This window comes from Rhizobium sp. BK049 (assembly GCF_014193135.1).
GTDB lineage: Bacteria > Pseudomonadota > Alphaproteobacteria > Rhizobiales > Rhizobiaceae > Rhizobium.
Window position 1 is genome coordinate 67,843 of sequence record NZ_JACHYV010000026.1, and the last position, 12,368, is coordinate 80,210.

Consider the following 12,368-nt stretch of genomic DNA (forward strand, 5'->3'; position numbering starts at 1 on the left):
GAGACCTCACTTGGCAGTCTACACCGATATCGCCGAAGACGATCTGAAATGGTTCCTGACGGAATATGATGCAGGCACGCTGCTCTCCTATAAGGGCATTGCCGAAGGCGTCGAAAACTCCAACTTCCTGCTGCATACTTCCAAGGCGCCGCTGATCCTGACGCTTTATGAGAAGCGCGTGGAAAAGCGCGACCTACCGTTCTTCCTCGGCTTGATGCAGCATCTTTCGGCCCGCGGCCTCTCCTGCCCGCTGCCGCTGCCGCGCCGCGACGGCGCGCTGCTCGGTTCGCTCTCCGGCCGCCCGGCCGCGCTGATTTCCTTCCTCGAAGGGATGTGGCTGAGGAAGCCGGAGGCGAAGCATTGCCGCGAGGTCGGCAAGGCGCTGGCCGAGATGCATGTGGCGGGCGAGGGCTTCGATCTGAAGCGCCCCAACGCGCTGTCGATCGACGGCTGGCGGGGGCTCTGGGAGAAATCCGAGGCGCGTGCCGATGAGGTCGAGCCCGGCCTGCAGGGCGAGATCCGCAATGAGCTCGATTCTCTCGCCGCCGTCTGGCCGAAGAGCCTGCCGTCCGGCGTCATCCATGCCGACCTCTTCCCCGACAACGTCTTCTTTTTGGGTGATGAGCTCTCCGGCCTGATCGATTTCTATTTCGCCTGCAACGACCTGCTCGCCTATGACGTCTCGATCTGCCTGAATGCCTGGTGCTTCGAGAAGGACGGCGCCTACAACATCACCAAAGGCATGGCGATGCTCGAGGGTTACCAGAGCGTCAGGCCGTTGAGCGGTGAAGAAATCGCCGCCCTGCCGGTGCTCGCGCGCGGCTCGGCGCTGCGCTTCTTCCTGACGCGGCTCTATGACTGGCTGATGACGCCGGAAGGCGCCATGGTCACCAAGAAAGATCCGCTCGAATATCTGCGCAAGCTGCGCTTCCACCGCCAGATCGGTTCGGCCGCCGAATACGGGTTGAGCCTATGAAACATGTCGATATCTTCACCGACGGCGCATGCTCCGGCAATCCCGGTCCCGGCGGCTGGGGCGCGGTGCTGCGCTACGGCGAGGTGGAAAAGGAGCTTTGCGGCGGCGAGGCGGAGACGACCAACAATCGCATGGAACTAATGGCGGCGATCTCGGCGCTGCAGGCCCTGAAGAGCCCTTGCGAAGTCGACCTCTATACCGACAGCGCCTATGTCAAGGACGGCATCTCCAAGTGGATCTTCGGCTGGAAGAAAAACGGCTGGAAGACATCGGACAAGAAGCCGGTGAAGAATGCCGAGCTCTGGCAGGCGCTTGAGGAAGCCCGCAACCGCCACAAGGTGACGCTGCACTGGGTCAAGGGCCACGCCGGCCACCCGGAAAACGAACGCGCCGACGAACTCGCCCGCAAGGGCATGGAGCCTTTCAAGAAGGGCAAGGCGGTTTCGTTTTAAGGGTGCGCGGTTTGCCGTCTCGCTCCTATTCCTATCATCTCGCTCGCGGCTTGAATGAGCCCGTCGGTCCAACCCAATCCCCGTCATGCTGGGGCTCGACCCTAGATCCACGCGACACCCACCAGATTGGGCATGGATCCTCGGCTCAAGGCCGAGGACGACGGAATGTGCGGTGACATCCCATGAACGCAGTTCCGCTGTCTCGGACATGGTGGGATCTTGCTGTTTTCGAGGGCAGAGCAAAGCCCGCAATGGAGGCTGGCATCTCGCCATGCTCCCTCATTCCTGTGACGAGCACAGGAATGAGGGTGGAGATATGGCGGGCGCCACGACAACCAGGGTGCCGATCTGGCGTTCCCCTGCACTGGTGGTTGCCTCCTGCTCTCTCATTTCGGTGACGAGCTCGGGGAGAGGCTTTGCCTCTCACGGCTGCCGCACCGCTGCCCCCTGGATCAGCCGATGCAGATATTCGAGCTTGGCCACAACAGGCGAAGAGAGCACGAAGGGGTAGGAATCCGGCTGACCCATGCTGCGCTGGATGGCGTTGATCGCGATGCTGAGCGGCACCCAGGCGCTGACGAGCTGCTCGGCGCTCTTTGCCCTATAGGGAAGAAAATCGACCTCGCCGGCGATTTCCTCGTGGCCGCGCGGATCGATGGCGATGCCGAAGGCGCGGGCCGTCTCCAGCGTGTCGACTATATGGAGGTAATGCGCGAAACATTCGGCGAAATCCTCCCAGGGGTGCGACGAAGCATAGGCGCTGATGAAATTATCCTGCCATCCCAAAGGCGGGCCGTTGGCATAGTGGTTTTGCAGCGCGGCCGCATAATCCTGCCGCTCGTCGCCGAAGACGGCGCGGAAATCGTCGAGGCCGTTCTGGTCGCGCACCAGCTTGTTCCAGATGAAATGGCCGGCCTCGTGGCGGAAATGGCCAAGCAGCGTGCGGTAGGGCTCGTTCATCGAGCTGCGCGCCTGTTCGCGCGTCGCGTCGTCGGCTTCGGCGGCGCGGATGGTGATCAGGCCTTCCTCATGACCGGTCATGGCGGGCACGACATTGCCGTTGCCCTGCAGTGAATCTTCGAGGAAATCGAAGACCAGGCCGCCTTGCGGATCTTGGCCGCGATCGGGATGCGGCAGCTTCCAGCGCAAGAGTGAATAGAACAGATGACGCTGCGCCTGACCGATGCGCCGCCAGCGATCGATGCCGTCCTGGGTGTCGGTATTCGGAACCAGGCGGTTATGGCGGCAGGCGGTGCAGAATTCACCGTCGCTCTCGACGTCTACCAGCCAGTTGCAAATGTCGAGGCCGGCATTGGCGCAGAAGCGCACGTGCCGGTCGGGGTCGGAAACGAGCTGCCAGACCATTTCGTCGCGCGGCTCCAGCGCATGCATGGCAAGGTCGCCTGGGAGGAAGCCGAGACGGTGATTGCAGCGGACGCAGTGCCGGTTATCGAAGTGGACGACCTGATCGCAATTGTCGCAGGCAAAGAGTTTCATCGTTTTGATCTCTGCAAAGCAGGGGCGGATGAAAAATGCCCGCCGCGCGCGTGCGCGGCAGGCATGGTTCATCCGGGCTGAGCTGGTGGTTCAGAGCCGGTCGACGGCGCCTTTGAGCTTGTCCTTGACCTTGCCTGTTGCGACCTGTCCCTTGCCTTTGGCTTCCTGGACGTCGCCCTCGGCCTGCATGTCGCGATTGCCCGTGGCCTTGCCGGCGGCCTGCTTGGTCTTGCCGGCAATTTCGTTTGCCTTGCCTGAAATCTTGTCGCTGGTGCTACCCATCTGTGATGTCTCCATGCTTCGGCGTCGGACCTGTCGTCCGCGCGGAAAGGGAACGTCACTGGCGGCTATTCGTTCCCGCGACCGCCAGGGAGCCGCGACCGTCAGGCGTGGCCGGCCTCGGCCGATAGCATGGCGGCGTTGATGCCCATGCCGGCAAGCGCCCGCTCGTACTTGTCGTCGAGGTTGCGGTCAAAGATCAGTTCCTCATTGGCCGGGCAGGTGAGCCAGCCATTGTTGGCGACCTCGTTTTCGAGCTGGCCGGCCGCCCAGGAGGAATAGCCGAGCAGCATGGTCGCGCGCTTCGGCCCGGCGCCCTTGGAGATGGCGCGCACGATATCGAGGGTCGCCGTCAGGCAGATGTCGTCGCTGACCGGGATCGAGGAGTCGCTGGCATAATCGTCCGAATGCAGCACGAAACCGCGGCCGCTCTCCACCGGGCCGCCCGTCTGGATTGGGAAATCGCGCGCCCGCTGCGGCAGCACGATCGGTTCTTCCTGCTTGATCATGTCGAGATGCAGGAGCACGTCGGTGAAGGTGAGGCTCTGCGGTCGGTTGATGACGAAGCCCATGGCGCCGGCATCCGAATGCGCGCAGATGTAAATCACCGTGCGCGCAAAATTGCGGTCTTCCATGCCTGGCATGGCGATGAGGAACTGGCCATCGAAGAAGCCGCGTTCCCGTCTGTTCTTCAGCGTCGATAAGGACATCATTCCTCCTGCTGCCAGACCGCACCAAGGCCCCGACAAGAGAAAGATGGGCCAATGTCACAAATCAATCAACCGAAAATGAAGATTTAAATGGGCGCGGCTTCTGGCGGCCGGAGAGCACTTTCGGTAAACCGTTGTTCCATGATGATTATTAGCTTGGTCCCGCGTAGGTTTTTAATTGCGGCCGTCTCAGGGACCGCTGTTCTTATGCCCCTTTGCCAGGCCCATGCGGAAATGAGCGCCTGGGCCAAGGCCGAGGGCGGCCGCATGCGCCTCGTGGCGTTGGCGCCGGATGCCGGCGGCAAAATTCGCGCCGGCCTGCAGATCGAGCCGAAACCCGGCTGGATCACCTACTGGCGCGAACCCGGCAACAGCGGCATTCCGCCTCAGGTCACCATAGCGCCGGCGACCGGCGTCACGCTCGACGCCATTGGCTATCCCGTGCCGAAGCATTTTTTCAATGGCGAGATCGAGGATATCGCCTATGACGCGCCGGTGACGCTGCCGCTGTCCATGAGGGCGGCCGGCAAAGGCGAGGTGAAGATCGACGCCGCCGTCTTCATCGGCATCTGCAAGGATATCTGCATTCCCTTCCAGGCGAATTTAAGCCTGAAGCTCGGCCGTGCCATGCAGTCGCATCCGCAGGAAGAGGCGATCCTTGCGGCCGCTGATGCGACGCTGCCGAAGCCGCCTTCGGACGATTTCAAGGTGACGGCGCATGCGATCTCACCTGACAGGAAGACGTTGTCGCTGACGCTCGCTTTGCCGGGTGACGGGAAGGGCGCCCCCGATATCATCGTCACCGGTCCGAGCGGTTATGCCTTCACCAAGCAGAGCGGCGGCAAACGCGATGGCGCCATCTTCAAGACTGATATGATGATCGGCAGGCTGCCCAAGGATTACGATATTTCAGGCAAGCGCTGGGACGTGCTCGTCATCAATGGCGACAGGGCGATGGAGACCACGCTTGCCTTTGACTGATCGGCACTTATAGTCGCCCCATCCCCGGCGGCGCCCGCCGCAGAGCCCGAACCCACAGAACCCGAGGAGAAAACCATGACCATCGCGATCGGCGACAAGCTTCCTGCCGCCACCTTCAAGGAAAAGACCGCCGACGGCCCGGTCGAAATCACCACCGAGCAGCTCTTCGCCGGCAAGCGCGTCGTGCTCTTTGCCGTGCCGGGCGCCTTCACGCCCACCTGCTCGCTGAACCACCTGCCGGGCTATCTCGAAAACCGCGATACCATCCTCGGCAAGGGCGTCGACGACATCGCCGTTCTCGCCGTCAACGACTGGCATGTGATGGGCGCCTGGGCGCAATCCTCCGGCGGCCTCGGCAAGATCCACTTCCTCGCCGATTGGGACGCCGCCTTCACCAAGGCCGTCGGCCTCGACGCCGACCTCTCCGCCGGCGGCCTCGGGCTGCGCTCCAAGCGCTATTCGATGCTGGTCGAAGACGGCGTGGTGAAAGCCTTGAACGTCGAGGAAAGCCCCGGCCAGGCCACCGTCTCGGGTGCTGCCGCGATGCTGGAACAGCTCTGAGCGATCGAAAACCCGTCACCTAACCTGCTGATGTCGCTACAAGATCTGCCCCTCACCCTAACCCTCTCCCCGTAAAAACGGGGAGAGGGGACGTGCCCTGCGAGAGGTTGGTGGGGAATGGAGAGGTGCGGCATATCCCCTTCGCCCCGCAAGCGGGGAGAAGGTGCCGGCAGGCGGATGAGGGGCGTGCCGCGGACTCGAGCGCTGCCATCGTCTAAAGATTACACAGACATCGCGACACATGAAGGGCGGCCGTTCGGTCGCCTTTTTCAATTGTGTGAGCAGCTTTAAACTCCGCCTCAATCCTGCCGCAATCGTTATAACATAACCGTAATGTTATTACATTGTAGGACGAGCCATGCCGCGAAACCCCGATCGCCTCCCCATCAGCCTCATGGGACAATCGGCCCTATCGAGGGTAGTCGGCATCACCCTGGTCATTGCCGTCCTCTGGCTCGCCATCCATTGGGCGGTTCTGCTGCCATGACGCCGTTGATCCGTCTCGACGATCTCACCGTCGCCTATGATAGGCATCCCGCCGTCCATCATGTCTCCGGCGCCTTTGCTCCGGGCAGCCTGACGGCGATTGCCGGGCCGAATGGGGCGGGCAAGTCGACGCTGCTGAAGGCGATCATCGGTGAGCTTCGTCCGGCCGAGGGCAGGGTCGAACACCGGCTGGGGCGGGCGGAAATCGGCTATCTCCCGCAGGCGGCCGAGATCGATCGCCGCTTTCCGATCTCGGTCATCGATACCGTCATGCTCGGCGTCTGGAAGACGAGGGGAGCCTTCGGCCGTGTCGCGCCAGTCGACCTGAAGAGAGCAGGCGAGGCGCTTGCCGACGTCGGGCTCGAGGGCTTCGGCCGGCGCCATGTCGGATCGCTTTCGGCCGGCCAGTTCCAGCGCGTGCTCTTCGCCCGGCTGCTGCTGCAGGATGCCGGCGTCATCCTGCTCGACGAACCTTTTACCGCAATCGATGCCCGCACGACCCGGGACCTCATCGAACTCGTCATCCGCTGGCACGGCGAGGGCCGCACCGTCATTGCCGTGCTGCACGATTTCGAGCTCGTCCGCGCGCATTTCCCGCAAACCTTGCTGCTGGCCCGCGAGCTTGTCGGATGGGGCCTGACCGCCGAGGTCATGTCCTCCGCCAATCTGATGAAGGCGCGCGCCATGGCCGAGCGCTGGGACGAGGATGCCGCGGCCTGCGAATCCCAAGAGGCGCCGGCGGCATGACGGCCTATGATCTCTTCCTCGCGCCCTTTGCCGATTTCGGTTTCATGCGCCGCGCCCTTGTCGCCTGCCTGTGCCTCGGGCTCGGCTCCGGGCCGATCGGCGTCTTCCTGATGCTGCGGCGCATGAGCCTGATGGGCGACGCCATGAGCCATGCCGTGCTGCCGGGGGCGGCGATCGGTTATCTCGTCGCCGGCTCGCTGTCGCTGACGGCGATGGGCCTCGGCGGCCTTGTCGCCGGCCTGTCGGTGGCGCTGCTGTCGGGCGCCGTCAGCCGCATGACCGTGCTGCGGGAGGATGCGAGTTTTGCCAGCTTCTACCTTGCGTCGCTGGCGCTCGGCGTGCTGATCGTCTCGCTACGAGGTTCGAACATCGATTTGCTGCACGTGCTCTTCGGCACCATCCTGGCAATCGATGCGCCGGCGCTTTATCAGATCGGCGCGATCACCTCGCTGACGCTGGTCGTCCTCGCGGCCATCTACCGGCCGCTGGTGGCCGAATGCTTCGATCCGGGTTTCCTGCGCGCCGTCGGCGGCCGCGGCCCGGTCTATCATGTCCTCTTCCTGCTGCTCGTGGTGCTGAACCTCGTCGCCAGTTTCCAGGCGCTCGGCACGCTGATGGCGGTCGGCCTGATGATGCTGCCGGCGGCCGTCGCCCAGCTCTGGTCGCGCAGCCTGCCCATGATGATGTTGATCGCGACCGCGAGCGCCGCCGCCTCCGGCTATCTCGGCCTGATCGCCTCCTACCATCTCGAGCTTGCCTCCGGCCCGACGATCATCATGACGGCGGCGGCGATCTACACATTTTCGATCCTTTTCGCGCCCTCTGGCCTCGCCCGGCGCTTCTTTCCCCGCCCGCATCTGAAGGGCTGATCTCAAGGAGACTTCGATGAACCCGCGCAGACTGCTTCTTGCCGCCGCACTTCCCGCGCTGATGGCGCTCTCGGCCGCGCCGGCTTCCGCCGAAACGCTGAAGGTGGTTGCGTCCTTCACCGTGCTTGCCGATGTCGTCAAACAGGTCGGCGGCGACCATGTGCATGTGACGAGCCTGGTCGGAGCGAACGGCGACCCCCATGAATTCGAACCGTCGCCCGCCGATGCGAAGAATTTGAAGGCGGCGCAAGTCACCTTTGTCAGCGGCGAAGGGCTGGAAGGCTGGATGGACAGGCTGATCACCGCCTCAGGCTACAAGGGCAAGCCGGTCATGGTGTCCGAAGGCATTGCCACCCGCACGATGGAGGAGGACGGTGCTGAGATCACCGACCCGCATGTCTGGAACAGCCCCGTCAACGTCAAGGTCTGGGTCGCCAATATCGAGAAGGCGCTGTCGGCGGCCGATCCGGCCGATGCCGCAGCCTTCAAGGCCAATGCCGAGAAGTACACGCAGAAGCTGGATGAACTGAACGCCTATGCCCATGCGAAATTCGATGGGATCGCCGACGATCGCCGCAAGGTGCTGACCAGCCACGACGCTTTCGGCTATTTCGGCCGCGAATATAAGATCAGCTTCCTCGCGCCGCTCGGTCTTTCCACCGAAAGCGAAGCCTCGGCCGCCGATGTCGCCAAGCTGATCGACCAGATCAAGAGCGAGCATGTGAAGGCCTATTTCTTCGAGAATTCCAACGATCCGCGCCTCGTCAAGCAGGTCGCCAGGGCCACCGGCGCCGAGCCCGGCGGCGAGCTCTATGTCGAATCGCTCTCCGACGCCAAGGGTCCGGCGCCGACCTATGAGAAGATGTTCCGCTACAATGTCGATCAACTCGCCGCCGCTATGGCGAAGTCGAGCTAAAGGCTGGCCGCTCTGAAAGGGCGTCGCATGGAGCTTTGAATCAAGCGGCGCGCTTCCTACGCTAGAGATTGAGGTCGAAGACCAGGATGCCGGCAAGGCCGCCGTCCGTCGAGGAGACGATACGCTCGCCGACCGCCACATGTTCGGGATGGACGAGATAGGCGTCCCGGGCTTCGGCGCTTTCGAAGGTTACGGCAAAACCGTCGACGAAGCCGGCATGCAGGCCTTCTGGCGAAACATTCGGCCCGTATTTGATATCCAATATGCCCGTGATGACCTGTTTTAGCGCGACGATCGCGTCGAACAGCGATTGCTTGTCGTCCATCGTCAGCGCCGTCTTCAGCCGCAGGAACACGCAATGCAGGATCATTATGGTCCTCCCGATTTTCTTGAGAGGAGAATAGCGGCCAAAGCCGCAAGGGCAATGAGATTTATTTTAACGTGTCGTCGGCCGAGCGCCGCAGGAGGCCGGGCCTACATCTGGTCGGTCGCCGCCATGTCACGATTATAGATCTTGCGGACGAGCTCGCCGGCGTGAGCACGGGCTTCGTCCTTCTGAGCCGGCGTCATCGGCCGGCAGGTGTTCCTGAGGTTGGACCGGTCGAGCACGGTGGCCGCACCTGAATTGGTGATGACGAGATGCCAGCTGCAGGAGGCGACCTTGTCGACGACCACCGCGCCATGGCATCCGGAAGACAGGCAGAAGGCCACGGTCTGCTGTGCGGCATGATCGCCCTTCTGTGCCAGCGCCAGCGCCGTCTGGAATTCCTGGGTCCATCGTTCACAATGCTTCACCCCAGGCACGCAGGCTTTCATGACGGGATGGACGTCACCGGCCTGAAGCGGCGAAACGAAAAAGACGCCGATCGACAGGGCGAGCAGAAGTTTGAGCATCGCAAATTCCTTATATGATAAGCGAGTGGCGCATATTGCCGGCCGCCGGTCAATCGCCATTTCTAGGGAGATCATTGCCGGTGATCACGCCCGTTTTGTCAGCGGAAACCGATCGCGAAGCAGCCGCAGCACCGAGTCCGACGGCATCGGCGGGCCGAAGAGATAGCTCTGCCCGTAGCTGCAGCCCATTTTGGCAAGCTCGATCGCATCCTCGTTGGATTCGATTCCCTCGGCCACCACCTTCATCTCGAGCTCGGCCGCCATCGATATCACCGATCGGAGCACGGTTGCCTTCTTGTCGCTGCTGTCGCGCACCAGCGCCTTGTCGAGCTTGATCGTATCGAAGGGGAAGCGGGTGAGATAGGCAAGCGACGAATAGCCGGTGCCGAAATCATCGAGCGCCAGCCCGATGCCGGCTTCCTTGAGCTTCTGCAGAACGAGGCGGGCCTGTTCCGGATTTTCCATCACCATGGATTCCGTCAGTTCCAGCTTGAGCCGCGAGGGCGTGCAATGCGTCTTGGCGAGAACCGAGCGCACATCGTCATAAAGCTCGTTGTTGAGCAGCTGCACACTCGACAGGTTGATCGACACGAAGATTGGCAGTTCGCCGGTCTGGTTCTGCCAGCTCATCAGGTCATTGGTCGCCTGTTCGAGCGCGAACATGCCGAGCGCCCCGATGATGTCGGACGCCTCGGCAAGCGGAATGAATTCCGACGGCGGGATATTGCCGCGTTTCGGATGCTCCCAGCGCATCAGCGCCTCGAAGCCGGCGACCTCGACATCTTCAAGCCGGGCGATCGGCTGGTAGACCATCGACAATTCCCTGCGCTCGATGGCGCGGCGCAGATCGGTTTCGAGCTGCAGCCGGTCGGTGCCGAAGTCGCGGAAAGCCGGCTGGAACGGCTCGACGCGGTTGCCGCCGGCCCGTTTTGCCCGATACATCGCAAGCTCCGCATCACTGAGCAGGCCGCTGGCGCTCTCCTGCCGGTCCACCCAGGAGGCGAGCCCGATCGAGGCGGTCAGGATGATCTCACGATTGGCGAAATTGATCGGCACCATGATCGCCTTGCTCACAGCATCGGCGAAATCGGCGACCTTGGCCGGATCGTGCTCGGAGACCAGGATGAGGCCGAACTGGTCTCCGGCAAGCCGCGCCAGCGTGTCCTGCGGCTTCATCAGACGCCGCAGGCGCCGCGTCAGCGCAATCAGGATGTTGTCGCCGGCTGCAACGCCGAGGGAATCATTGACCAGCTTGTAGCGGTCGATATCGATCACCATCACAGTCGGGCGCAGCGTCTCGCCGCCCGGCGCCAGCGCCAGCACCGACTGCAGCCGGTCGAGGAAGACCTGCCGGTTCGGCAGGCCAGTCAGATTGTCGTGCAGCGCATCATGCAGCAGCCGCTCGACGGAGTTCTTCTGCTCGGTGACGTCGACAATCGTGCCGACGCAGCGGATGATCTCGCCATTGGAGCCGAGCACCGGCCGGGCGCGGATCAAGAGCCAATGGAAATGCCCGTCCTCGGCGCGGATGCGGAATTCGTGGTTCAGCCGGCCGCGCCGGTGTTCGAGCAGCACGTCGAGCGTGGCGCGGAAGCGGTCGCGGTCGTCGGGATGCAGCCGCGGCAGCCAGTTGCGCGCCGCCCCATGCATGGTGCCGGGGGAGAGGCCGAGCTTGACCGAGACGTCGGGAATGGTGACGACGCGATCGCGCGCCACGTCCCAATCCCACACCATGTCGCCGGAGCCGGTCAGGGCCAGCGATTGCCGCTCGAGATCGGAAAACAGTCCCTGCTGAAAGGCGCCGCCGGCAAAGGCGTGCTGCATGACGGTGAAGCCGATCAGGAGCACGATCAGCACCAGGCCGCCGCCGAGCGCCGGCTGGATGATGTCGTTGTCCAGCCGTCCGGTCACGGTCAGCCACGCCCCGAACAGCCAGACGAGTGTCAGCGCCCAGGCCGGCACCAGCAGAATGGCGCGATCATAGCGATTGAAGCCGAGATAAATGATGAGCAGCAGGCCGGTCGCCGCCGTCAGCGCAAAGGACAGTCGGGCGATTCCGGCGGCGATCGACGGATCGTAGATCGCCACGCCGAACAGCAAGGCAAGGCCGAGCACCCAGGCGAGCGTGGCGTAGCCGAGATGGGCGTGCCAGCGATTGAGGTTCAGATAGGTGAAGAGGAAGATGACGAAACTGGAGGCGAGCGCCACTTCGGCGCAGGCGCGCCATATTCGCTGGTCCGCCGACGCGACGCTGATGAGCTTTCCGAGGAAACCGAAGTCGACGCAGATATAGCCGAGCACTGCCCAGGCGAGCGCCGCCGTTGCCGGCAGCATCGAGGTGCCCTTGACGACGAAGAGGATGGTCAGGAACACGGCGAGCAGGCCGGCAATGCCGAGCACGATGCCGCGATAGAGCGTGAAGGCGTTGATCGTATCCTTGTAGGCGTTCGGTTCCCAGAGATAGATCTGCGGCAGTTGCGGCGTCGACAGTTCGGCGACGAAGGTGATGACGGCGCCCGGATTGAGCGTGATGCGGAAGACGTCGGCCTCGTCGCTGGGCTGGCGATCGAGCGCAAAGCCTTCGCTCGGGGTAATGGCGATAATGCGCTGCGAACCGAGATCCGGCCAGAACAGCTTGGAATTGACCAGGCGGAAGTGCGGCGCGACGATGACGCGCTCCAGCTGTTCCTCCGAGACGTTGGCGAGCGCAAACACCGCCCAGTCGCCCTGATGGTTCTCCGAACTCGCCCGGACCTCGATGCGCCGGCGGATGCCGTCGGCGCCGGCGGCCGTGGACACCTGGAAGGCCTCGCCCTGGTTGGCGTAGATCTCGGTCGTCGCCGTCAGGTCGAGCGCGGTATCGTCGCGGGAAATCTTCACCGGTTCGGCCGCCTGCGCAACGCCCGCCGAAAGGGCGAAGACCGCCAGGAAAAGGGCTGCGATCACCGCGATCACTCGTCCGGACGGTGACTTGGGCAGCATGCTGTTTCTGGTCATCGG

The 12,368-nt window shown here is 63.2% G+C and carries 13 protein-coding genes; 7 read left to right on the plus strand and 6 right to left on the minus strand.

The genetic code is table 11. The features are described 5' to 3' along the window. Positions 1 to 10: 10 nt before the first annotated feature. Positions 11 to 976 (plus strand): homoserine kinase, encoded by a 966-nt coding sequence (locus tag FHT70_RS23835; protein ID WP_183705261.1) that lies wholly within the window; start codon positions 11 to 13, stop codon positions 974 to 976. Beyond that, positions 973 to 1,428, plus strand: a complete 456-nt coding sequence (gene rnhA / locus FHT70_RS23840; RefSeq protein ID WP_183705263.1) for a ribonuclease HI — start codon at positions 973 to 975, stop codon at positions 1,426 to 1,428. Before FHT70_RS23835 ends, rnhA begins: the two co-directional genes overlap by 4 nt. A 423-nt stretch (positions 1,429 to 1,851) precedes the next feature. On the opposite strand, the gene FHT70_RS23845 is transcribed toward rnhA, so the two are convergent. The 3 genes from FHT70_RS23845 to FHT70_RS23855 form a co-directional block, all read right to left on the minus strand. Beyond that, positions 1,852 to 2,925, minus strand: coding sequence for a putative zinc-binding metallopeptidase (locus FHT70_RS23845; RefSeq protein ID WP_183705265.1), 1,074 nt, complete (start codon positions 2,923 to 2,925; stop codon positions 1,852 to 1,854). A gap of 90 nt (positions 2,926 to 3,015) precedes the next feature. Next, on the minus strand, positions 3,016 to 3,207 hold the full coding sequence (locus FHT70_RS23850) for a CsbD family protein (protein WP_064800933.1): 192 nt from the start codon (positions 3,205 to 3,207) through the stop codon (positions 3,016 to 3,018). A 101-nt stretch (positions 3,208 to 3,308) separates the two neighbouring features. Next, entirely contained in the window at positions 3,309 to 3,914 is a 606-nt protein-coding gene (locus FHT70_RS23855) for a YqgE/AlgH family protein (protein ID WP_011424313.1), read from the minus strand. A gap of 141 nt (positions 3,915 to 4,055) precedes the next feature. Here FHT70_RS23855 and FHT70_RS23860 point away from each other — a divergent pair, with 141 nt between their 5' ends. The 5 genes from FHT70_RS23860 to FHT70_RS23880 all read left to right on the plus strand — a co-directional run bounded on the left by FHT70_RS23860 (position 4,056) and on the right by FHT70_RS23880 (position 8,474). Beyond that, entirely contained in the window at positions 4,056 to 4,895 is an 840-nt protein-coding gene (locus tag FHT70_RS23860) for a protein-disulfide reductase DsbD domain-containing protein (protein WP_183705267.1), read from the plus strand. 75 nt (positions 4,896 to 4,970) lie between these two features. Continuing rightward, positions 4,971 to 5,456, plus strand: a complete 486-nt coding sequence (locus FHT70_RS23865) for a peroxiredoxin (protein WP_183705269.1) — start codon at positions 4,971 to 4,973, stop codon at positions 5,454 to 5,456. A gap of 483 nt (positions 5,457 to 5,939) precedes the next feature. Continuing rightward, positions 5,940 to 6,689: a metal ABC transporter ATP-binding protein gene (locus tag FHT70_RS23870; protein ID WP_183705270.1), complete on the plus strand. Its 750-nt coding sequence runs from the start codon at positions 5,940 to 5,942 to the stop codon at positions 6,687 to 6,689. Continuing rightward, positions 6,686 to 7,558, plus strand: coding sequence for a metal ABC transporter permease (locus FHT70_RS23875; RefSeq protein WP_183705272.1), 873 nt, complete (start codon positions 6,686 to 6,688; stop codon positions 7,556 to 7,558). Before FHT70_RS23870 ends, FHT70_RS23875 begins: the two co-directional genes overlap by 4 nt. Positions 7,559 to 7,574: 16 nt before the next feature. Beyond that, complete coding sequence (locus FHT70_RS23880; protein WP_183705274.1) at positions 7,575 to 8,474, plus strand: zinc ABC transporter substrate-binding protein; 900 nt, start codon at positions 7,575 to 7,577, stop codon at positions 8,472 to 8,474. A gap of 61 nt (positions 8,475 to 8,535) precedes the next feature. Here FHT70_RS23880 and FHT70_RS23885 read toward each other — a convergent pair whose 3' ends face one another. From FHT70_RS23885 to FHT70_RS23895, 3 genes are all read right to left on the minus strand, one after another. Beyond that, positions 8,536 to 8,844 (minus strand): Dabb family protein, encoded by a 309-nt coding sequence (locus tag FHT70_RS23885; protein WP_097597683.1) that lies wholly within the window; start codon positions 8,842 to 8,844, stop codon positions 8,536 to 8,538. 104 nt (positions 8,845 to 8,948) lie between these two features. After that, positions 8,949 to 9,368, minus strand: a complete 420-nt coding sequence (locus FHT70_RS23890) for a hypothetical protein (protein ID WP_097597680.1) — start codon at positions 9,366 to 9,368, stop codon at positions 8,949 to 8,951. Positions 9,369 to 9,452: 84 nt separating this feature from the next. Continuing rightward, positions 9,453 to 12,365 (minus strand): sensor domain-containing phosphodiesterase, encoded by a 2,913-nt coding sequence (locus FHT70_RS23895; RefSeq protein WP_183705276.1) that lies wholly within the window; start codon positions 12,363 to 12,365, stop codon positions 9,453 to 9,455. Positions 12,366 to 12,368: the final 3 nt, after the last annotated feature.